19 protein-coding genes are annotated in these 19,540 nt (G+C 72.0%); 11 read left to right on the top strand and 8 right to left on the bottom strand.

All coding sequences use genetic code 11. The features are described from left to right. Window positions 1-9: 9 nt before the first annotated feature. Together ABFX55_RS12450 and ABFX55_RS12445 are read left to right on the top strand one after the other, a co-directional pair. Window positions 10-1,446, top strand: a complete 1,437-nt coding sequence (locus ABFX55_RS12450; RefSeq protein WP_346120587.1) for an FGGY family carbohydrate kinase — start codon at window positions 10-12, stop codon at window positions 1,444-1,446. 54 nt (window positions 1,447-1,500) lie between these two features. Next, window positions 1,501-2,211, top strand: a complete 711-nt coding sequence (locus ABFX55_RS12445) for a Clp protease N-terminal domain-containing protein (RefSeq protein WP_346120585.1) — start codon at window positions 1,501-1,503, stop codon at window positions 2,209-2,211. Between the two features lie 56 nt (window positions 2,212-2,267). Here the strand turns inward: ABFX55_RS12445 and ABFX55_RS12440 are convergent, their stop codons facing one another. Next, window positions 2,268-3,194: a lactonase family protein gene (locus tag ABFX55_RS12440; protein ID WP_346120584.1), complete on the bottom strand. Its 927-nt coding sequence runs from the start codon at window positions 3,192-3,194 to the stop codon at window positions 2,268-2,270. A 31-nt stretch (window positions 3,195-3,225) separates the two neighbouring features. On the opposite strand from ABFX55_RS12440, the gene ABFX55_RS12435 reads away from it, so the two are divergent. Further along, entirely contained in the window at window positions 3,226-4,146 is a 921-nt protein-coding gene (locus tag ABFX55_RS12435) for a bifunctional helix-turn-helix transcriptional regulator/GNAT family N-acetyltransferase (protein ID WP_346120582.1), read from the top strand. Here ABFX55_RS12435 and ABFX55_RS12430 read toward each other — a convergent pair. After that, entirely contained in the window at window positions 4,141-5,340 is a 1,200-nt protein-coding gene (locus tag ABFX55_RS12430) for an RNA polymerase sigma factor (RefSeq protein ID WP_346120580.1), read from the bottom strand. The genes ABFX55_RS12435 and ABFX55_RS12430 overlap by 6 nt on opposite strands. Further along, on the bottom strand, window positions 5,337-5,696 hold the full coding sequence (locus ABFX55_RS12425) for a YciI family protein (RefSeq protein ID WP_346120578.1): 360 nt from the start codon (window positions 5,694-5,696) through the stop codon (window positions 5,337-5,339). The genes ABFX55_RS12430 and ABFX55_RS12425 overlap by 4 nt, the downstream gene beginning before the upstream one ends. A gap of 25 nt (window positions 5,697-5,721) precedes the next feature. On the opposite strand from ABFX55_RS12425, the gene ABFX55_RS12420 reads away from it, so the two are divergent. Both ABFX55_RS12420 and ABFX55_RS12415 read left to right on the top strand, forming a co-directional pair. After that, window positions 5,722-6,351 carry a GNAT family N-acetyltransferase gene (locus tag ABFX55_RS12420; protein WP_346120576.1) on the top strand — a complete coding sequence of 210 codons (630 nt, stop codon included), beginning with the start codon at window positions 5,722-5,724 and terminating at the stop codon, window positions 6,349-6,351. Between the two features lie 9 nt (window positions 6,352-6,360). Then, window positions 6,361-6,939, top strand: coding sequence for a TetR/AcrR family transcriptional regulator (locus tag ABFX55_RS12415; RefSeq protein ID WP_346120574.1), 579 nt, complete (start codon window positions 6,361-6,363; stop codon window positions 6,937-6,939). Here ABFX55_RS12415 and ABFX55_RS12410 read toward each other — a convergent pair. Beyond that, window positions 6,921-7,985, bottom strand: a complete 1,065-nt coding sequence (locus tag ABFX55_RS12410; RefSeq protein WP_346120572.1) for an alkaline phosphatase PhoX — start codon at window positions 7,983-7,985, stop codon at window positions 6,921-6,923. The genes ABFX55_RS12415 and ABFX55_RS12410 overlap by 19 nt on opposite strands. Window positions 7,986-8,104: 119 nt before the next feature. Between ABFX55_RS12410 and ABFX55_RS12405 the strand changes: the two genes are divergently transcribed. Further along, the gene (locus tag ABFX55_RS12405; protein ID WP_346120570.1) at window positions 8,105-10,843 is read left to right on the top strand and encodes a P-loop NTPase fold protein; all 2,739 of its coding nucleotides are present in this window, start codon (window positions 8,105-8,107) and stop codon (window positions 10,841-10,843) included. Here ABFX55_RS12405 and ABFX55_RS12400 read toward each other — a convergent pair whose 3' ends face one another. After that, window positions 10,844-11,311, bottom strand: coding sequence for a Dps family protein (locus ABFX55_RS12400; RefSeq protein WP_183658832.1), 468 nt, complete (start codon window positions 11,309-11,311; stop codon window positions 10,844-10,846). A 114-nt stretch (window positions 11,312-11,425) separates the two neighbouring features. On the opposite strand from ABFX55_RS12400, the gene ABFX55_RS12395 reads away from it, so the two are divergent. The 3 genes from ABFX55_RS12395 to mmuM all read left to right on the top strand — a co-directional run bounded on the left by ABFX55_RS12395 (window position 11,426) and on the right by mmuM (window position 15,581). Further along, window positions 11,426-12,166 (top strand): helix-turn-helix domain-containing protein, encoded by a 741-nt coding sequence (locus ABFX55_RS12395; protein WP_346120568.1) that lies wholly within the window; start codon window positions 11,426-11,428, stop codon window positions 12,164-12,166. Then, window positions 12,163-14,520, top strand: coding sequence for a VIT domain-containing protein (locus ABFX55_RS12390; protein ID WP_346120566.1), 2,358 nt, complete (start codon window positions 12,163-12,165; stop codon window positions 14,518-14,520). The genes ABFX55_RS12395 and ABFX55_RS12390 overlap by 4 nt, the downstream gene beginning before the upstream one ends. A gap of 191 nt (window positions 14,521-14,711) precedes the next feature. Next, complete coding sequence (gene mmuM, locus ABFX55_RS12385; protein WP_346120564.1) at window positions 14,712-15,581, top strand: homocysteine S-methyltransferase; 870 nt, start codon at window positions 14,712-14,714, stop codon at window positions 15,579-15,581. A gap of 9 nt (window positions 15,582-15,590) precedes the next feature. Here mmuM and ABFX55_RS12380 read toward each other — a convergent pair whose 3' ends face one another. Further along, window positions 15,591-16,292: a lysophospholipid acyltransferase family protein gene (locus tag ABFX55_RS12380; RefSeq protein ID WP_346120562.1), complete on the bottom strand. Its 702-nt coding sequence runs from the start codon at window positions 16,290-16,292 to the stop codon at window positions 15,591-15,593. A 139-nt stretch (window positions 16,293-16,431) separates the two neighbouring features. Here ABFX55_RS12380 and ABFX55_RS12375 point away from each other — a divergent pair, with 139 nt between their 5' ends. Together ABFX55_RS12375 and ABFX55_RS12370 are read left to right on the top strand one after the other, a co-directional pair. Further along, a complete protein-coding gene (locus ABFX55_RS12375; protein WP_346120560.1) occupies window positions 16,432-17,190 on the top strand; it encodes an alpha/beta hydrolase in 759 nt (252 codons plus the stop codon). A gap of 42 nt (window positions 17,191-17,232) precedes the next feature. Then, complete coding sequence (locus tag ABFX55_RS12370; protein ID WP_346120558.1) at window positions 17,233-17,679, top strand: hypothetical protein; 447 nt, start codon at window positions 17,233-17,235, stop codon at window positions 17,677-17,679. Here the strand turns inward: ABFX55_RS12370 and ABFX55_RS12365 are convergent. Both ABFX55_RS12365 and ABFX55_RS12360 read right to left on the bottom strand, forming a co-directional pair. Beyond that, complete coding sequence (locus ABFX55_RS12365; RefSeq protein ID WP_346120556.1) at window positions 17,672-18,802, bottom strand: hypothetical protein; 1,131 nt, start codon at window positions 18,800-18,802, stop codon at window positions 17,672-17,674. The two genes, ABFX55_RS12370 and ABFX55_RS12365, sit on opposite strands and share 8 nt — an antisense overlap. A 37-nt stretch (window positions 18,803-18,839) precedes the next feature. After that, window positions 18,840-19,532, bottom strand: coding sequence for an endonuclease/exonuclease/phosphatase family protein (locus tag ABFX55_RS12360; protein ID WP_346120555.1), 693 nt, complete (start codon window positions 19,530-19,532; stop codon window positions 18,840-18,842). Window positions 19,533-19,540: the final 8 nt, after the last annotated feature.

Genomic DNA, 19,540 nt, shown 5'->3' with positions numbered 1-19,540 from the left:
TGAGGCGCCGTGAGCGTTTTGGCGATAGACGCAGGCACAACAGGCGTGACCGCGCTGATCGTCACCGAGGAGGGGCGGATCGAATCGCGGGGGTATGAGGAGTTCGCCCAGCATTTCCCGCAGCCCGGGTGGGTGGAGCACGCGCCCGAGGAGATCTGGCAGGCGACGCTCGCGGCCTGCCGTACGGCTCTGGACGGGGCGTCGGCGGCCCCCACCTGTGTCGGCCTCACCAACCAGAGGGAGACGGCGGTCCTGTGGGACCGGCGCACGCTGGCCGCGCCGCGCCGCGCGGTCGTCTGGCAGGACAGGCGCACCTCGGGCATCTGCGCGCGCCTGCGCGAGGAGGGTCACGAGCCTCGCGTCTCGGAGCTGACGGGCCTGCGCCTCGACCCCTACTTCACCGCGACCAAGCTGACCTGGCTGCGCGAGAACGACCCCAGGGCGTGGGCGGACGGCGTCGTGGCGGGCACCGTCGACTCCTATCTGATCGCCAGGCTGACCGCGGGCGCCAGGCACGTGACGGATCCCTCCAACGCCTCCCGCACCCTGCTGTACGGCCTTGCCTCCGGCGGGTGGGAGCCCGAGCTGTGCGAGCTGTTCGGCGTCCCCGAGCGGGCCCTTCCCGAGATCGTGCCGAACTACGGCGAGATCGGCAGGACGGCCCCCGAGGCCTTCCTCGGGCTCGACCTGCCGATCACCGGCATGGCGGGCGACCAGCAGGCCGCGCTGTTCGGCCAGACCTGCTTCTCCGCGGGCGACGTCAAATGCACCTACGGCACGGGCTCCTTCCTGCTGGTCAACACCGGCGACGAGATCGTCCGCTCCGAGGCGGGGCTGCTGACCACGGTGGCGTGGCAGACCCCCTCGGGCGAGCGCACCTACGCGCTGGAGGGCGCGATCTTCGTGACAGGGGCCGCGGTGCAGTGGCTGCGCGACGGGCTCGGCCTGATCAACACCGCGCCCGAGTCGGAGGCGGTGGCCCGGACGGTCCCCGACAGCGGCGGCGTGGTGTTCGTCCCCGCGCTGACCGGCCTCGGCGCGCCGCACTGGGACCCCGAGGCGCGCGGCACGATCACGGGCATCACCCGCGGCACCACCAGGGCCCACCTGGTGCGCGCGACGCTGGAGGCCATCGCCTTCGAGGTGCGCGACGTCGTGGAGACGATGCCGCCGGTGGCCGCGCTGAAGGCCGACGGCGGCGCCAGCTCCAACGACCTGCTCATGCAGTTCCAGGCCGACCAGCTGGGCATCGCGGTGGAGCGCCCCGTGATCCAGGAGACGACGGCGCTGGGCGCGGCCTTCCTCGCGGGCCTCGGCTCGGGGCTGTGGTCCTCCACCGAGCAGCTGCGCAAGACCTGGCAGCTCGAACGCCGCTTCGAGCCCGGCGCGCGCGACGACGCGGCCTACGAGCGGTGGCAGGGCGCGGTGCGGCGTTCGCGAGCGTGAGCCGATCGTCAACTCAGGGTTGACGGCCCATGGCCGTCAACCTATGGTTGACGTATGGAGACGAACGTCAAGCTCGACGACCTCATCAGCGCCGTCAAGACCAGCGGCCCCGACCCGCTGACCCGGCTGTCCAACGCGGTCGTGCTCGGCGAGCACCTCGGCGAGGTCGCCGACCACCTCATCGGCCACTTCGTCGACCAGGCCCGCCACGCGGGAGCGTCGTGGACCGACATCGGCAGGAGCATGGGCGTGACCAAGCAGGCCGCCCAGAAGCGGTTCGTGCCCAAGGACGGGGCGAATCTGATCGAGGAGATGCGCAACTACACGCGCTTCACCGACCGCGCCCGCCACGTGGTCGTCGCGGCGCAGGAGGAGGCCCGCACCGCCGCCAGGGACCACATCGAGCCCGAGCACCTGGCCCTCGGCCTGCTGCACGAGCCCGAGGGCCTGGCCGTCAAGATCATGGAGCTGCTCGGCGCCTCGCCCGACGCGGTGCGGGAGGCCATGACGACCACCTCCGAGGGGCAGCAGGCGGCTCCCGAGAAGATCCCCTTCTCCGGCCAGTCGAAGAAGGTGCTCGAACTCACGCTGCGCGAGGCGCTGCGCCTGGGCCACAACTACGTGGGCACCGAGCACATCCTGCTCGGGCTGCTCTCACTGGAGGAGGGACCCGTGGCGGACGGCTTCGCCCGCCTCGGCGTCGCCAAGCAGGCGGTGGAGGAGCGGCTCGAGCAGCTGCTCAAGGGGATCAGGGGCGAGGCCTGAGTCACGTCCGGCGGGCGACGCCCCGCACGCCGCCCGCACGGGACCCCTGATCGGCTCTACCAGGGCAGCACGCACGCGGGCGCGGCGACCTCGAACGTCTCCTCGACAGGGCCCGGCAGGCCGTTGACCAGCGGGAGCAGCGCGACGGTGTTGCTCGTCTGGTTGGCGACGTACATCGTGTCGCCGTCGATGGCGAAGTGCCTGGGCCAGCTGCCCCCGCTGGGCACCTCCGCGACCTTGCCCAGGTCGTCGGCGCGCAGCACGGAGACGGTGTCGGGGCCCCTGTTGCCGACGTAGAGGTAGGCGCCCGCCGCCTCGATGTGCGAGGGGTAGTTGGTGCCCGGCTCGTCGCTGGCGGGAACGGCGGCCACATCGTTCCACTCGGCGTCGTAGGTGCGCACCATGGCGTCGAGCTCGCCGGCAACGTGGCAGCGACCGCCCTCGAAGACCAGGTGACGCGGGCCCGTCCCCGGGGGCAGCTTCACCGGCGCCAGCTCGGCTCCCGCGAGGGTGTAGCGGCGGATCTCGTCCGTGCCGAGATCGGCCACGTGCAGCAGGTCGTCGTGGAAGGTCGCCTGGTGGGCGTGCGAGCACTCCTGCCGCTCGGCCACAGGCCCCGAGCCCGCGTGCCTGAGCACCACCGGCTCCCCGGCGAAGTCGCCGGACTCGTCGAGCCTGTGCAGGCTCACCGTGCCGTCGGCGTAGTTGGCCACGGCCAGCACCTCGCCGTCCGGATGCACGGCCAGGTGGCACGGCTGCGAGCCCTCGCTGGAGCGCTCGGCCAGCGGCGTGAGCACGCCGTCGGCCACGGTGTAGGCGCTGACGAGCCCGCTGTCGGCCTCGCCCACCGCGTAGAGCACCGCGAGCGTGGGATGCGGGGCCAGGAAGGAGGCCTTCTGCGCGGCGACGCCCGCGATCACTGCCAGGTCGGGATTGACGGTCACGAGGTCGGGGCCATATCCGCCGACGAAGAGGTGCTTCACAGCGCACATCCTTTCATGCTTGACTGTGTCAATGAACTCGTTGACAGAAGCAAGGATTGAAGAGATCAGGGCCTTCAATCGCTTCTACACCAAGGTGATCGGCGTCCTGCAGTCCGGCATGCTCGACTCGCCCTACTCCCTGACGGAGGTGAGGGTGCTGTTCGAACTCGCCCAGGCCGAGGGACTCGCGATGGAGGCGGGAGAGCTGCGCAGGATACTCGACCTCGACGCCGGCTACCTGAGCAGGATCCTGACCAGGTTCGACAACGACGGGCTGATCGTGAGGGAGCGCTCGGCGACCGACGCGCGCAGGCAGATCGTCAGCCTCACCGAGGCGGGTTCGCTCACCTTCGCCAGGCTCGACCAGCGGCAGGCCGAGGAGATCGCCACGCTGCTCGAAGGGCTGAGCGAGGAGGATCGAGGGCGGCTGGGCGCGGGCATGGCGACGATCCGCTCGGTGCTCGACCGCTCGCCCGCCCCGCGCGGGCCGTACATCATCAGAGCCCCCCGCTCGGGCGACCTCGGCTGGGTCGTCTGGCGGCACGGGTCGTTGTACAGCCAGGAGTACGGCTGGGGCCTCGACTTCGAGAAGCTGGTGGCGGGCATCGTCAGCGCCTACGACCCCGCGCGCGACGCGGGCTGGATCGCCGAGATCGACGGCACGCCCGTCGGCTCGGTGTTCTGCATGCACAAGGACGACACCACGGCCCAGCTGCGGATGCTCATGGTCGAGCCGTCGGCGAGAGGGCTCGGGCTCGGCGGCAGGCTGGTCGAGGAGTGCCTGCGCCACGCCAGGGAGTCGGGCTACAAGCGGATCATGCTCTGGACCCGCGACTGCCTCGTCAGCGCGCGCAGGATCTACCAGGCGGCGGGCTTCGCTCTCGAGTCGGAGGAGAAGGCCGTCGAGAACGGCGTCGAGGTGGTCGAGCAGGTCTGGGCGCGCGACCTATGAGCGGGCGCGGACGGCGGCGGCGCGCGACCTGAGGTAGCGGCGTTCGGGGTCGCTCAGCGTCGCCTCCGCGGCCAGCTCGTAGCCGGCCGTGGCGCCCTCCCCGTCACCCGCCAGCTCCAGCAGGTGGGCCCGCACCGCGTGCACCCTGTGGTGTCCTGCGAGGGCGGGCTCGGACTCGGCCCTCGCCAGCTCCTCCAGCCCCGCCGAGGGCCCCGAGACCATCGCCAGCGCCACGATCCTGTTGAGCGTGACCATGGGGCCGGGCGCGAGCGCCCGCAGCAGGTCGTACAGGCCGAGGATCTGCCGCCAGTCGGTCTCCTCCGCCGTCGCGGCCCCGTCGTGCACCGCCGCGATCGCGGCCTGCACCTGGTAGGGCCCGATGGGGGCGGTGGCCAGCGTCCTGGTCAGCAGCGCGTCGCCCTCGGCTATCGCCGCCGCGTCCCACAGGCCGCGCTCCTGCTCGGCCAGCGGCACCAGCGCGCCGTCGTCCCGCACTCTCGCGGGACGGCGGGCGTCGGTGAGCAGCATCAGCGCGAGCAGTCCCGCCACCTCGCCCTCCGAGGGCAGGCGGGCGTGCAACTGCCTGGTCAGCCTGATCGCCTCCCCGCTCAGCTCGACCCTGTTCAGCGAGGGCCCCGAGCTCGCCGTGTAGCCCTCGTTGAAGATCAGGTAGAGGACCTCCAGGACGGCCGGCAGCCGCCCTGAGGGCGGCAGGGAGAAGGAGGACCCGCTGGCCCTGATGCGCTGCTTGGCCCTGCTGATGCGCTGCGCCACGGTCGCCTCCTGCACCAGGAAGGCCCTGGCGATCTCGGCCGTGGTCAGCCCGCCCACCGCGCGCAGCGTCAACGCCACCTGCGAGTCGGGCGTCAGCGCGGGATGGCAGCACATCTGCAGCAGGGTCAGCGTGTCGTCGTCCGCGGGGACGGCGCCCGCGGGCGGCTCCATCGCCGCCGCGCTCTCCTCCCTGCGCCGCCGCGCCGTCTCGTTGCGCCACAGCTCGATCCTGCGCCTGGAGGCGACCGTGATCAGCCAGCCCTTGGGATCGCGGGGAAGGCCCTCCTGCTTCCACTGCACGGCGGCGGCCAGCAGCGCCTCCTGCACCGCGTCCTCGCAGGAGTCGAAGTCGCCGTAGCGCCGCACGAGCGCCCCGAGCACCTGCGGAGTCAGCTCACGCAGCAGCCCCTCGACGCTCAAGGCAGCTCCGTCACCGGCCGCACCTCGACCAGGCCGAAGGCGGCCTCGGGGATGCGGGAGGCCCGCTCGACCGCGCGCTCGAAGCTCTCGCACTCCAGCAGGTAGAAGCCCGCCAGATGCTCCTTGACCTCGGCGAACGGCCCGTCGGTCGTGGTGGTCACGCCCTCGCGGGCCAGCACTCTCCTGCCCTGCGAGGGGTCGGCCAGCGCCTCCGACACGATCAGCTCGCCCGAGGCGGCGAACTCCTCGTCGAGCGCGGCGTAGGCCCTCCAGCCCTCGGCGCGCTGCTCGTCGGAGAACTCGCTCCACAGCCTCCGGGTGGCCGGATTGCTGTAGATCAGGATCAGATACTTCATCTGCCGACCCTATGGGAGGACGCACATGACGCTGGAGGACTTTCTCGTCCGCGCGGCCGAGGGCAGGCCGCCGGCCGCCGACGGCACGGTGACGATCGTGGCGCAGCCCAGCCCACGCGACATGGGCGTCATCGCCTTCACCGGGCACAGCGTGGTCTTCGCCGACCTCGACATCCAGTGGCTGCGCGACCGGCTGCCCGAGGGCGACCTGTCCGCGCCGCTGAACCCGCCGTTCCTGCGAGCCCTGGAGCTGGAGACGGGCCGCGCGGTCGACAACGTGGACGTGCTCGCCCTCGGCCTGCCGGAACCGGGGCCACTCCCCTCCTCGCTGACCGAGGTCACCGGCCACGACCACCCGAGGGTCGCGCGCGCGATGCGGCACCGCTCGGCCGTACGGGTGTGGGTGTGCGAGGAGGGCGTGCTGACGATCGGCAGGGGCGTCGCGGGGCGGTGGGAGGTGGCGGTCGAGGTCACGCCCGAGCACAGGGGGCGCGGCGCGGGCAGGAGGCTCGCGCTGGCGGCCCGCCGGCTGTGCGAGGCGCCGCTGTGGGCGCAGATCGCGCCGGGCAACGCCGCGAGCCTGCGCGCCTTCCTGGCGGCGGGGTTCGCGCCCATGGGCGCGGAGGCGCTCCTCGTCGCAGCGGAAAGTCGGTAAACTGCTCGCATGTCCGACCGTCCGGTACGCCGCCAGGCGCGCGGCCTCAGGCGCATGGCCGAGATCCTCGACGCCGCCGAACTGGTCATCGCCGAGGTGGGCTACCCCGACCTCACGACCAACCAGGTGGCGACCAGGGCGGGCATGTCCCCGGGCTCCCTCTACCAGTTCTTCCGCCACAAGGACGAGATCCTCGACGGCCTGGTCGCCCGCTACACCGACGAGCGGCGCGAGTTCTGGGCCGAGCGCATGGCCTCCGTCACCCCCGACATCCCGCTCGAGGCGCTGGTCAGCTCCTTCGTCGACGAGAGCGTGGCCTTCAAGGGCAGCTCGCCCGCCTACTGGGCGCTGCTGTACGGCTCGGCCACGGGCGACAGGCTCGCGGAGGCCTCCCAGCGGCTGCACGCCGCGATCGCCGAGCAGGTCGCCGAGATGCTCGTGCGCCGCTCCCCCGCTCTCGACAAGGACAGGGCGCTGCTCATGGGCACGATGGCGGTCTCCATGGTGAAGGCCGTCATCCCGCAGAACTCACCGGAGCTGGTCGAGGAGCTCAAGACCATGCTGGTGGGCTACCTGTCGGCCGCGTGAGCGAAGGGCCCCTCCACCTCGAAGGTGTGCCCGTCGACTCCCGCGGCGTCGCCGCCGCCTCGCAGGGCGGTGAAGTAGAGCCGCCGCCCGTCGGGTGAGAACGCGGGCCCGACCAGCTCACGGCGGTCGTCGCCCGCCAGCCGCAGGAACGGCGAGACCTCTCCCCCCTGACCGACCAGGGCGATCTCCCCTTCGCCCGCGACGAACAGCTCACCGTGCGCGGGCCTGACGCCGCTCACCGTGTCGAGACGCCCCGTCTCGGCCTCGTACGCCCACAGGCGGCCGTCGCCCTTGGTGGCGAAGTGGCAGACGCCGCCGAGGTAGTGGCAGCCGCCGCCCCTGTCGAAGTGCGCGGCGTCCTCCACCTGATGGCGGGTGGCCATGGTCAGCGCGGCGGGCGAGGGCACGGCCCGCCACGCGCCCGAGGTGGTCAGCACCTCCAGCGCGCCCTCGGTCAGGTCGCCCCAGTCGAGCGGCCTGAACCGGTAGAAGCAGCCGTCGGGCTCGTCCTCCGTGAGGTAGACGACCTGCCTGTCGGGGTCGAAGGCTGCGGCCTCGTGCCTGAACCTGCCCATGGCCAGGCGGGGACGGGCGGAGCGGGAGCCGTCGGGGTCGCACTCGAAGACGCGCCCGCGCGTGATCTCCTCGCACGACAGCCACGTGTGCCAGGGCGTGGCCCCGCCCGCGCGGTTGAGGCTGGTGCCCGACAGGATGCGGTAGGCGTCGCGCACGTCGCCCCCTGCGCCGAAGCGCAGCGCGGAGACGCCGCCGAGCAGCGGCAGCCCCGAGTTGGACACGTAGATCCAGCCGTCGCCGTCGGGGAAGCACGCGCCATCGCCTGGAGCCGAGTGCCAGGTCAGGCCCGCGACCCTGCGGCCCGAGCGGGCGAGGACGCGGCCCGTGAAGCCCTCGGGCAGGGCCAGCCCTTCGGCGTCAGGCCCCTGGAGCGGGCCGTACGGGCCTACCGTCACGCGCGCCTGCGGCGAGCCGAGCCACACCGACCCGGCGAACACGGCGCTCGTGCGGAGGAGAGTTCTGCGCAACATGAGGGCCTCCTGTAGACCTGGCCCAGTCGATCGCAACGACGTGAATGAATAGGGAACCCGACTTCAAACACTACGCAAACCCTGCGCCGTCCCGGGCTGGGAGTCCCAGCATTCTCACCATGGCACCCGTGCGGCTCGCGCCGAGGATCAAGGCGCGCAGGGCGCTGGTCTTCCTCGACGGCGAACCTTCCCGCAGGCTCGCGCACGCCCTGCGCCTGTGCGGTTTCGACGTGCGCACAGGCGAGGCGGACGCGCCCGCTCCCGCGCTGACGCTGTTCCTGACCTCGGCGGAGCCCGGCGAGCTGCTGCTGGTCAGATGGCCTTCAGGCGCGACCTGGACCCCCACCGCCTTCACCGCGCTGATCACGGAGTTCGCCCGCAGGCTCGGCGACTCGGCCGCCGCGGCGCTGCTGCTGGTGGTCGACTTCGGGTGGGTGCTGCACAGCGGCCCCGACGAGCCTGACGAGGCCGTGCTCAACGTGCCTGGCGATCCGCCGGTGGCCGCCGCCGCGCTCACCGCCTCCCTCACGGGCGGCGCGGCCCGCCCCGGGTCCGCGCCGTCGCTGACCTCGCTGCTGGCCGAGGGGTTGCTGTCCAGGCGCGAGAGCGTGACCGTCGCCGACCTGTACGGCCTGGCGAAGGCGAGCTACGAGGAGCTGGGCTCGGGCCTTCGCGCGATCATGTTCAGGCACGGCGACATCGAGGACGTGGCCGTCAGCGCGGGCCGTACCGCGGGAGAGGCCGCGCTGGCCGAGACGGCGGCGCGGCTCAGGGCCTCGGGCGAGCGCGAGGTGCCCGAGTCGGCGGCAGAGATCGTCTCCCGCGTCCACGACCTCCATCTCGGCGAGCCCGCCAAGCGGCTGCTGCGCCTGACCGGACTGCTGGGCGAGGACGAGCGGCTGAGCGAGGAGCACGCCGAACTGCTCGACGCCCGCGCAGGGCTGGAGGAGCTGCGCGCGTGGGGGCTCGCGCCCGACCCGCACCGCGCGGTGCGCGAGTTCGGCAGGTCGCTGCTGTCGCCGGACGAGGCCGAACGGCTCGCGTGGCGCCTGCGCCGCCTGCGTGCGGGGCGGGCCGCCGTCCAGCCCAGGGCGCGGCTCACGCCCGACAGGTGGACGCTCGACGACCGGCTCGGGCACGGCGTCTACGCCGAGGCGATGGCGGCCTTCATCCGCCACCCCGACACCCAGCCGCCGCTGACGATCGGCATCAAGGGCCCATGGGGCGTCGGCAAGACCTCGCTGATGCGGATGGTGCAGGAGCTGCTCGACCCGGGAGCGGCGGGCGAGCGCCCGATCGGGCTGCGCCTGCTGCGCCAGGGGCGCAGGACGCGCGGCGTCACCAACGCCGAGGTGATGAGGCGGGTACGGCGGCCGCCGTCCGTCTCGGCCGACGAGGCGGTGCCCTACGCCGACGCCGACTGGCGGCCGACGGTCTGGTTCAACCCGTGGATGTACCAGAACGACGAGCAGGTGTGGGCAGGACTCGCCCACGAGATCATCAGCCAGATCACCCATCGCCTGCCCCGCGCCGAGCGTGAGCGCTTCTGGCTGGAGCTGAACCTCAGCAGGATCGACAGGGAGTCGGTCAGGCGGCAGGCCTACCATCTGGCGCTCACCAGGCTCGTGCCCGTCGCGCTCGGCCTGACCGGCACGCTGGTGCTGTCGTCCGCCTCGCTGGCCGCCGAGTCGCTGCTGCCCGAGCTGAGCGGCACCGCCGCCGCCATCGCCTCCACCGGAGCGCTGGCCTCGGTCGTGGCGGGGACGCTGCGGATCTCCAGGTTCCTCGGGGAGTCGGCCGGCGGCAGCTTCAGCGGCCTCGTGCGCCCGCCCGACCCCCTCGGCCTCGGCTCGGACCAGGGCTACAGGGGCAAGACAGGCTTCCTCCACCTCGTGCAGGCCGACATGCGCAACGTGCTCGGCCTGGTCGCCACGCCCAGCCGGCCCCTCGTGGTGTTCGTCGACGACCTGGACAGGTGCTCGTCCGCGACCGTCTCGCAGGTCATCGAGGCGATCAACCTGTTCCTCGCGGGCGAGTTCCCCAACTGCGTGTTCGTGCTGGCGATGGAGCCCGACGTGGTGGCCGCGCACGTCGAGCACTCCTACAAGGGCCTCAGCCTGCCCGAGGGCGTCGGCTGGCGCTTCCTCGAGAAGATCGTGCAGCTCCCGCTGAGCGTCCCCAGGCTGGACGAGGGCGACCGCCTGCCCGACTACCTGCGGGCGCTGCTCGGTCTCTCCTCGGACGGCACGCCGCCGCAGCCGCCGCGCTGGGCGCCGCCGCCGCGGCCGCGCCCTCCCAGGGAGGCCGCGGTCGACATGGTGGAGGCGGCGATCAGGGAGCTCGCCCCGACGCCCGCCACGTTGGAGGAGAGCGTCAGGCGCGCCCAGCTCGCGATCGGCGCCAGGCCCGAGGAGGTACGGCGGGCCGCCGACCGCGTCTTCGGCGACCTCTACAGCGACGAGAACGCCTTCCTCGCGATCGAGGCGGCGCTGCCGGGGCTGGACCTGCGCAACCCGCGCGAGGTCAAGCGCTATCTCAACGTGTTCAGGTTCTACTCGTTCATCACCTACAGGCGGCAGCTGGCCGGGGCGCCGCGCACGTCGGACGCGGCCGTGGCCAAGCTGGCGGCGCTCACGGTCAGGTGGCCGCATCTGCTCTCGACCCTGACCAGCGAGGCGCACAGGGGCGCCACCGTGCTCGAACGGCTGGAGCGGGCGGCGCTGCGTTGCGACGGCGACGCCTGGCTGCGGGCGCTCACGGAGGCGGAGCTGGCGGGCTCGGGGGCCTCGGAGAAGGCGCTGCGCCAGCTCCTGGCCACCCGTCCCGCCATCGCCTCACTGGCGGAGGACCTGCTGTGATCAGCGCTGGGCCTGGAACATCCAGTGCTGCTTCTCGACGTCCTGCGTCACCGCGATCAGGATGTCCTGGGTGACGGGATCGGGCTCGTCCGTGGCGGCCACCCGCTCGCGCATGCGCCTGATGACCCCTTCGAGGATGTCCGTGAACGTGGCGACGACCTTTCCGTCATCGATCCACCCGTGCTCGGGCTGCTGCACCTTCGTCGCCCCCGCTACGGTGCCCGAACGCCCGTCAGGGTTGATCCCGAGGGCCACGGCCCGCTCGGCGACGGTGTCGGTGTGCTGCCTGGCCACGTCGACCAGCTCGTCGAGCTGGAGATGCAGCGGCCTGAAGTGAGGGCCGACGATGTTCCAGTGCGCCTGCTTGGCCACCAGCGAAAGGTCGATCAGATCGACGAGCGCTCCCTGCAGGGCGTCCGCGACGACCTTCTGCGCGTCGCCCGAGAGCGGTCCTGTGATCCTTGCCATGAGCTGCGCTTCCTCTCGTCGTTTCGACAATCGGTCTCACCTGAATGAACCCGGCAAGCGGGCCGATTCTTCCCGCCCTTGACACTGTAATGATGACACTGTCACTATGACAGCATGAGCGAGACCTGGACGATCGCCGAGCTGGCCGACCGCGCGGCAGGTCTGCTGCGCGACTCGGGGCAGCGGGCGAACGGGCGGGTGCGCGAGGTGCCCAGCGAGCGCCTGATCAGGTGGTATGCCACGATCGGGCTCCTCGACCCGCCGCTGACCAGGCGCGGAAGGGTGGCCCTCTACGGACGCCGGCATCTGTTGCAGCTGGTGGCCGTCAAGCGGATGCAGGCGGAGGGGTCCTCGATCGCCGAGATCCAGATCGCCCTCGCCGGCGCCACCGACACCATGCTCGCCCAGGCCGCCGGCCTCCCCCTCGACCCGCCCACGACCCCTGTCCCATCGCCACCCGCTCCACCCGCTTCACCCGTTCACCCGCTCCCCGCCCCTCCTCCCCCTGCCGCGCCGCTCTCGGCGGCTCCACCACCGGCAGCCGCGCGGCCGTCGCACGCCGCGCCGCCGTCGCCACCAGCCCCCGAACTGCGGCCATCGCCGCCGGCCCACCCCGCCCGCGGCCCCCAGGAGCCGGGCGTCGCCGAGAGCCCCAGGCCGAGGTTCTGGGCCAGACGGGCCGAGTCCTCGTCATGGCCGGTGCACGGCGTGCGGCTGGCGCAGGGCGTCACCCTGCTCATCGACGGCGCAGGCCGTCCCCCCACCGAAGACGATCTCGAGGCAGTCCTCGCCGCCGCCGGACCGCTGCTCGCGGTGCTCGAAGAGCGCCGCCTCCACGAAGGGAGCGCGACATGAAGATCATTTCGCTGGACCCCGCCCAGTGCCTGCCCCAGCCGGACGCCGGTATGGGGGCGCTGCGGACCGAGCGCGGCAACCTCCCGCTGGAGAGCGTCGACGTCGCCGCGCGCATCTCGGGCCTGATCGCGGGCGTGGAGGTGGCGGAGGGCTTCCGCAACCCGTTCGACGTCACGCTCGAGGCGACCTACGTCTTCCCGCTGCCGGACAGGGCGGCCGTGACCGCGTTCACCATGGAGGCCGACGGCCGGGTCGTCGAGGGCCTGCTGAAGGAGCGCGGCCAGGCCAGAGCCGACTACGACAGGGCGCTGAGCGAGGGCAGGAGGGCGGCGCTGGCAGAGGAGGACAGGCCCGACGTCTTCACGATCACCGTCGGCAACATCCTTCCGGGCGAGCGCGTCACGGTGCGCCTCACGCTGAGCCAGCCCCTGCCGTACGAGGACGGCGCGGCCACCTTCCGCTTCCCGCTCGTCGTCGCCCCCCGCTACATCCCCGGCTCTCCCCTCGACGGCTCCCCCGTGGGCGGGGGCGCGGCCCCCGACACCGACGCGGTTCCCGACGCCTCCCGCATCACCCCGCCTGTGCTCCTGCCCGGCTTCCCCCATCCGGTACGGCTCTCGCTGCGCGCCGACGTCGACCCCGCGGGTCTCGAGCTGAAGGAGATGGCCTCCAGCCTGCACCTCGTCCAGCGAGAGGGCACCACGGTCGAGCTGCGGCCCGGCGAGCGCCTCGACCGCGACTTCATCCTCCGGCTGGCCTTCGAGGCCTCGACGGCGCTGCTGCTCGACGGCGAGGGCGCCTTCCACCTGACAGTCGTGCCGCCCGCCGTGGAGGAGACCCGCGTGCCACGCGACGTGGTGCTGCTGCTCGACCGCTCGGGCAGCATGACGGGCTGGAAGATGGTCGCCGCGCGGAGGGCCGCCGCGCGCATCGTCGACACCCTCACCTCTGGCGACAGGTTCGCGGTGCTGACCTTCGACTCGGTGGTGGAGCAGGCGTTCGAGGGGCTGCGCCCCGCCTCCGACCGCAACCGCTTCCGCGCCGTCGAGCACCTGTCCCGCGTGGACGCCCGAGGGGGCACCGAACTGCTCACCCCTCTCCACCAGGCCATCGCGCTGCTCACCACCTCCTCCGCCGCCGAGGAGCAGCAGGCGCCGGGCGCCGCCGCGCGTGGCGGCCCGAGGGATCGCGTCGTGGTGCTGGTCACCGACGGCCAGGTCGGCAACGAGGACCAGATCCTCGAACAGGCGGGCGGCGCGCTGTCGGCGATGCGCGTGCACGTCGTGGGCATCGACAGGGCGGTCAACGCGGGCTTCCTCGGCAGGCTGGCGGGGCTCGGCGCGGGTCGGTGCGAGCTGGTCGAGTCGGAGGACCGTCTCGACGCCGCCATGGAGCAGATCCACCGCCGCATCGGCGCTCCGCTGGTGACCGATCTGTCGCTCAAGGGCCTCGACCTCGAGCCCGGCACGGTCAGCCACCTGGGCTCGATCTTCCCCGGCGTCCCGCTGACGGTGTCCGGCCGCTACCGCGACGCCGCCCCTGCTCAGGGCACGGAGGCGGTCACGATCCATGGGCTGGCCGGTGGCAGGCCGTGGGAGCAGACCGTTCCCGGCACCGTCGTCCGCGACCCCGCCATCGGCGCCGTCTGGGCGCGCGCCCAGCTGCGCGCTCTCGAGGACCGCTACGCGATGGGCGAGCACGACCTCGAACAGGAGATCGTGCGGACCTCGACCACCTACGGCGTACTGTGCCGCTTCACCGCCTACGTCGCCGTCGACACCCGGCAGGTCGCCGACGGCGCTCCCGAGCATCGGGTGATCCAGCCGGTCGAGCCGCCGAGCGGCTGGGAGCTGCCCGCCATGCCCGCCGCCGCCTCCGGCATGATGTTCACGACCATGGCCGCCGCCGCGCCGCAGGCGCCGGGTGGCTTCGCGCCCGAGGCCTCGGCGCTCGAAGGGTTCGGCGGCTCCGGCGCCGTCCGCGCCGCCGGCCCTGCGCCGCGCTCCGGGGGCATGCCCAAGCTGGGCTTCGGCAAGGCGGTGCCGCCGCCGACGCCCATCAGGCACCGGCTCGACGCCATCCTGCCGCAGCTGGTCGCCGAGCTCGAGCGGCTGAGGACGGTGACCACCGGCCGCCTGGAGTACCTGGCCGATCTCGGCAGCAGGCTCGCCGCCCCCGCCTCCTACCTGGGCGGCCACGACGAGTTGTCCGCCCTGGCCCGGGAGCTGGAGGCGGCCGAGCGTCCCGGCGCCGACGCGGACGCGCTGTGGGCGCGCGCGGTCGAGGTCCTGACCCGGCTCACGGGCGGCGCCCCGGAGGCGACCGAACGACGCCCCTTCTGGAAACGCGGCTGACCGGACAGCACGGAGGCGGGCCGGCCGCGCGTCCACGGGGCGCGCGGCCGGCCCGCCTGACCCGTTGAAATCCGGGCCAAGGGAGGGCCAAACACAGCCGTTCTTTTCCACCAGCCACGTCACTCAGTTCCCGTCCACCTCAAGCCCGACATCACACCGCAGAAGCCATCAAAGACACCGAATAAGGTGGCATGGTGAGCACACTTGTCCTGGATGGCGGCCTTGCCACCCACCTCGAAGCCCTCGGCGCCGACCTGCGCGACGAGCTCTGGTCGGCCCGCCTCCTGCTCGAAGACCCCGACCTCATCCGTCAGGTCCACGCCGACTACTTCGCGGCCGGCGCGCAAGTGGCCACCACCGCCAGCTACCAGGCCTCCCTGCCGGCGTTCGTCCGCCGTGGCATGACCCGGCAGGAGGCGGCCCGCCTCATCGCCCTGTCCGTCGATCTGGCCGCCCAGGCGAGGGACGAGGCAGGTGGCGGCCTGGTGGCCGCCAGCGTCGGCCCCTACGGCGCCTACCTGGCCAACGGCGCGGAGTACACCGGCGACTACGACCTCGACGAGGACGGCCTGCTCGACTGGCACCGTCCCCGCTGGGAGATCCTCGCCGAGGCCGGAGCCGACCTGCTGGCCTGCGAGACCATCCCCTCCTTCGCCGAGGCCAGGGCGATCAGCCGCCTGCTGAAGGAGACGCCCGAGGTCAAGGCGTGGGTCGCCTTCTCCTGCCGCGACGCGCAGCACCTCAACGACGGCACGCCCATCAGGCAGGCCGTGTCCGTGCTGGCCGACAGCCCGCAGGTGATCGCCGTGGGCGTCAACTGCACCTCGCCGTCGTACATCCCCGGCCTCATCACCGAGCTGACCGGGTTCACGGTCGTCGTCTACCCCAACTCGGGCGAGACGTGGGACGCGGAGGCGCAGCGCTGGCGTGGCGTGGCCGACGCCACGGAGTACGGCGAGGCCGCCAGGCGGTGGCAGGACATGGGAGCCGCGCTCATCGGCGGCTGCTGCCGTACGACGCCCGCGCACATCAGGAGGGTGCGCGCCGCGATCGCCGCGTGAGCCCGGCGGTCAGCCGACCGACTCGCGCCTGGCCCGCTCCATCTCGATCCTGGCGCTGGCGGCGTACTTGTCGACGTACTCCTGGCCTGACAGCTCCATCAGCGCGTACATGATCTCGTCGGTGACGGCTCTGAGGACGAGCCTGTCGTCCTCCATCCCGTAGTAGCGGGAGAAGTCGAGCGGCTTGCCGAACCGCACGCCCGGCCTGATGCCGAACTTGGGCAGCGGACGCCCTGGGGGCATCATCTCGAAGGTGTTGACCATCGCCCAGGGGATGACAGGGGCCCGTGACTCCAGCGCGAGCCTGGCCACGCCGGTCTTGCCCTTGTAGAGGCGGCCGTCGGGCGAGCGGGTGCCCTCGGGGTAGATGCCGAGCACGTTGCCGTCGGCCAGGATGCGCTTGCCCGTGCGGAGCGCCGCCTCGCTGGCCTTGCCGCCCGAGCGGTCGATCGGGACGGTGCCCACCCCGCTGAAGAACAGCCGGGTGAAGAAGCCCTTGAGCCCGCGCCCGGTGAAGTAGTCGGACTTGCCGAGCGAGATGACCTTGCGCGGCAGGTGGAGCGCGCCGAAGAAGTGGTCGGCGAATGACAGGTGGTTGCCCGCCAGGATGACCGGGCCGTGACGCGGCACGTTGTCGAGGCCCTCGGCCCACGGCCTGAAGACCAGATGCAGGAACGGCGCCAAGATGGCCTTGACCACCCAATAGAACACCTGGCCACCCCTCCTTAGAATAGGTCGTTCATCATCTTCGCATCTCGGGGGCGAACCTCCTACACCACCACTCGCGCAACTCCCCCATATCATGCGACGATCGGGCAAATCGGGGATGATTTCCCAACAAGGAGCGGTTATGCCGGTCATGCCAGGTGCTGAGCCGTACCGTCACGAGGCCGGACAGGTCGGCGTGCTGCTCTGCCACGGCTTCACCGGCACGCCGCAGTCGCTGCGTCCGTGGGGCGAGCATCTCGCCGCGCACGGGCTCAGCGTGTCGCTGCCCAGGCTGCCAGGACACGGCACCACCTGGCAGGAGATGAGCCGCACCCGCTGGGAGGACTGGTACGCCGAGCTGGAGAAGGCCTTCGAGGACCTTCGCGGCCAGTGTGCCGAGGTGTTCGTGGCGGGGCTCTCGCTGGGCGGCTGCATGGCCTTACGGCTGGCCGAGGTGCACGGGGCGGGCGTCAAGGGCGTGATCGTGGTGAACCCCTCGATCGCCAACGACGTGCCGCTGCTGCGTCTCGCGCCGGTGCTGAAATGGTTCGTCTCGTCGGTCCCGGGCGTGGCCAACGACATCAAGAAGCCGGGAGCGGTCGAACTGGCCTACACGCGCACCCCCGTCAAGGCGGCGGCGACGCTGCCGTGGCTGTGGTCGAAGGTGCAGGCCGATCTCGACACGCTCGTCTCTCCGGTGCTGGTGTTCCACAGCCCCGAGGATCACGTGGTCAAACCCACAAGCGTGGCGATCCTGCGCGAGCGGGTCGCCGGAGTGACGGTCGAGGAGCTCCCCGATAGCTATCATGTTGCGACTCTCGACAACGATGCCGACAGGATCTTTGCCGGGAGCCTGGACTTCATCAGGACACACGCCTCGGTACCCTTGCAGAGGGACTGATCGCTCCCAGGGGGAAAGTGCGATCTTCGTGAAGGATGTGACGTGACGCCACAGAGTGACGAGGACGAGGTCTGGCGTCAGATCGTCGCGTCCTACAACCAGCCGGACTCGGCCGAGCAGCCGTGGCCCGACAGCGAGAACCTCTCGCTGGAGGAGCCCGAGCCCGAGCCGACCCGCAGGGTGGTCAAGGCCTCCGAGTTCGAGGACGACGAGCCCGAGCCCGAACAGGAAGAGGACGAAGAGGGCCACTACGTGCCCGAGCCTCCTCCGCCGCTGCCCAAGGTCGACCTGACCACCAAGCTGGCGTGGGTGGCGCTGTTCGGCGGCCCCGCCTACCTGCTGGTGGCGGCCATGAGCGGATGGGACATGCAGGGGTGGGCGCTGTTCACCGCGGTGGCCGCCTTCATCGGCGGCTTCGTCGCGCTGGTGGTGCGCATGGGCGACGGCCCGCCCAACGACTCGGGCTGGGACGACGGCGCGGTCATTTAGCCGACGACCGCGCGAAGGCCTCGACGACGTCGGTGTAGCGGTCGTTCGCGTCCATGATGTGGCCGACCGCCCACACCCCACCCGTGCCCGGCAGGTAGGTCACCGCCTGCAGCCGTACACTGCCCCTCGCGGCGTCGGGGCCGCCCCTGATGATCTCCCAGCGCCGCTTCTCGTAGCGCAGCAGGTAGGCCTCCGCCTCGTGGTCGGGGTCGTAGCCCGAGACCCAGAAGCGGCCCTTGCCGTCGCCCGTCACGCCGTAGAGCCTGGCGCGCGACCTGGGGAGCTCGGCGCGGGTCCACCGCTTGCCGTTCCAGGTGAGCACCAGCGGCGTGACCACGCCTGACTGGCTGTAGACGCCGCCCACGGCCATCGCCCGCTTGCCGTCGACGTGGACGTCGCGCAGGTAGCCGCCTGGGATCGACGGCAGCGCCATCGATTTCCACTCGCCGTCGGACTGGCGCATGATCAGCGGCGCCTTGCCGGTGTCGCCGACCGCGAAGGAGCCGGAGACCGCGTAGAGCGCGCCCGCCTCCTCGGTCTCCTGGAAGGTCCACTTGCCGTCCTGCCCGGTGAGGATCAGGCCCCTGCCCTCGCGGCTGTCGTCGCGTCTGTCGTCGCGGACGACACGGCTGCCGACCGCGACGACCTTGTCCGTGCGCGCCTCGAGGCCGCCGAGCCAGTCGCCGGCCCGCATGCCCGGCACCCTGACCCTGTCGAGCCCGCTCGCGTCGCCCCTGCCCAGGTACGGCAGGCCGTCGTGACCGTCGCCCAGCGCCCACACCTGTGAGGCTGAGACCGCCGACACGGCGCGCAGCGGGCCTGCCCCCGCGACGTCGCGGATCGGCACCTCGGTCCAGGCGGTGCCGTTCCAGCGGCCGACGGCGCCGCGGTTCTCCCACACGTCCCAGATCTGCTGCTGCCCCACGGCCCACACCTCGTCGGCCGACAGGGCGTCGACGTCGGTCAGCGAGCTGTCGGCGCTGAGGCGCACGCTGGTCGAGCGCTGCCACGCCTCGATCGGCGGGCGGGCTGGCTCGGCGTGCGCGACACCGACGACGGGCAGGCCGGAGATGATGGTTGCCACGCACAGGGACAGCGCACGCCGCCGAAGGCGACGGGTCATGACCAAATGGTACGGCCCAGCGGCGCCTACCCGCGGCTTACCCCCGAACTAGCCGTGCCACCACGGGCAGGTGGTCGGTGGCCGCCACAAGGTCGGCGGGGTCGGCCTCGACGCCACCGCACCAGGCCACCTGGAGGCCCTGAGCAGCGAAGATCGCGTCGATGCGCTTGCCTGGGCTCCTGGCGGTGAAGGTCATCCCATTACCTTTGGGCGCCCTCGGATAGCAGTCGCTCAGCCGGGCGGCGATGTAGCGCCAGGTGGTCCTGTCGTCCTGCTCGTTGATGTCGCCCGCGAGCACGATCGCGGCGTCGAACCTGGCCGCGACCTGCTCGATCATGGCGACGGCCTCGGTGGCGTGGCGCAGCCGAGCCGCCTCGTCGAGATCGAGGTGGATCGAGCCGATGGCGAAGCGCGCCCCTTCGACCTCGACGACCGCGATGGCGACGGCCCTGATCTCCAAACCTAGGAAGATCTTCAACAACCTGCTCTCGGTGTGCAGGACTCGCACGCCGGGAGCGACGAAGACGGCCACGCTGCCGAGCCTGCGGCCCGCGGCGACGCGCAGCCCCGCCGCAGCGGCCAGCCTCATGCGGTCGCGCCGCCAGCCGAGGAAGCGCGGCGCCTCCTGCACGCACACGACGTCGGCGCGCATGGCGCTGAGCACCCTGGTGAGCGCGGCCACGTCGTCCTTCATCCCGCGGACGTTGTAGGTGCCGACCGTGATGGTCACCCCGCGAA

It is taken from the genome of Nonomuraea roseola, from assembly GCF_039535395.1.
GTDB lineage: Bacteria > Actinomycetota > Actinomycetes > Streptosporangiales > Streptosporangiaceae > Nonomuraea > Nonomuraea roseola.
This window is presented reverse-complemented; position numbering and strand designations above follow the sequence as displayed.

Bases quoted from the DNA above. Each gene is read 5' to 3' on its own strand.
- ABFX55_RS12395 (WP_346120568.1), top strand. From the start codon at position 11,426: ATGAGCGAGACCTGGACGATCGCCGAGCTGGCCGACCGCGCGGCAGGT.
- ABFX55_RS12425 (WP_346120578.1), bottom strand. From the start codon at position 5,696: ATGAAGTATCTGATCCTGATCTACAGCAATCCGGCCACCCGGAGGCTG.
- ABFX55_RS12400 (WP_183658832.1), bottom strand. From the start codon at position 11,311: ATGGCAAGGATCACAGGACCGCTCTCGGGCGACGCGCAGAAGGTCGTC.
- mmuM (WP_346120564.1), top strand. From the start codon at position 14,712: ATGGTGAGCACACTTGTCCTGGATGGCGGCCTTGCCACCCACCTCGAA.
- ABFX55_RS12405 (WP_346120570.1), top strand. From the start codon at position 8,105: ATGGCACCCGTGCGGCTCGCGCCGAGGATCAAGGCGCGCAGGGCGCTG.
- ABFX55_RS12410 (WP_346120572.1), bottom strand. From the start codon at position 7,985: ATGTTGCGCAGAACTCTCCTCCGCACGAGCGCCGTGTTCGCCGGGTCG.
- ABFX55_RS12365 (WP_346120556.1), bottom strand. From the start codon at position 18,802: ATGACCCGTCGCCTTCGGCGGCGTGCGCTGTCCCTGTGCGTGGCAACC.
- ABFX55_RS12390 (WP_346120566.1), top strand. From the start codon at position 12,163: ATGAAGATCATTTCGCTGGACCCCGCCCAGTGCCTGCCCCAGCCGGAC.
- ABFX55_RS12375 (WP_346120560.1), top strand. From the start codon at position 16,432: ATGCCGGTCATGCCAGGTGCTGAGCCGTACCGTCACGAGGCCGGACAG.
- ABFX55_RS12435 (WP_346120582.1), top strand. From the start codon at position 3,226: ATGAACTCGTTGACAGAAGCAAGGATTGAAGAGATCAGGGCCTTCAAT.
- ABFX55_RS12445 (WP_346120585.1), top strand. From the start codon at position 1,501: ATGGAGACGAACGTCAAGCTCGACGACCTCATCAGCGCCGTCAAGACC.
- ABFX55_RS12415 (WP_346120574.1), top strand. From the start codon at position 6,361: ATGTCCGACCGTCCGGTACGCCGCCAGGCGCGCGGCCTCAGGCGCATG.
- ABFX55_RS12420 (WP_346120576.1), top strand. From the start codon at position 5,722: ATGACGCTGGAGGACTTTCTCGTCCGCGCGGCCGAGGGCAGGCCGCCG.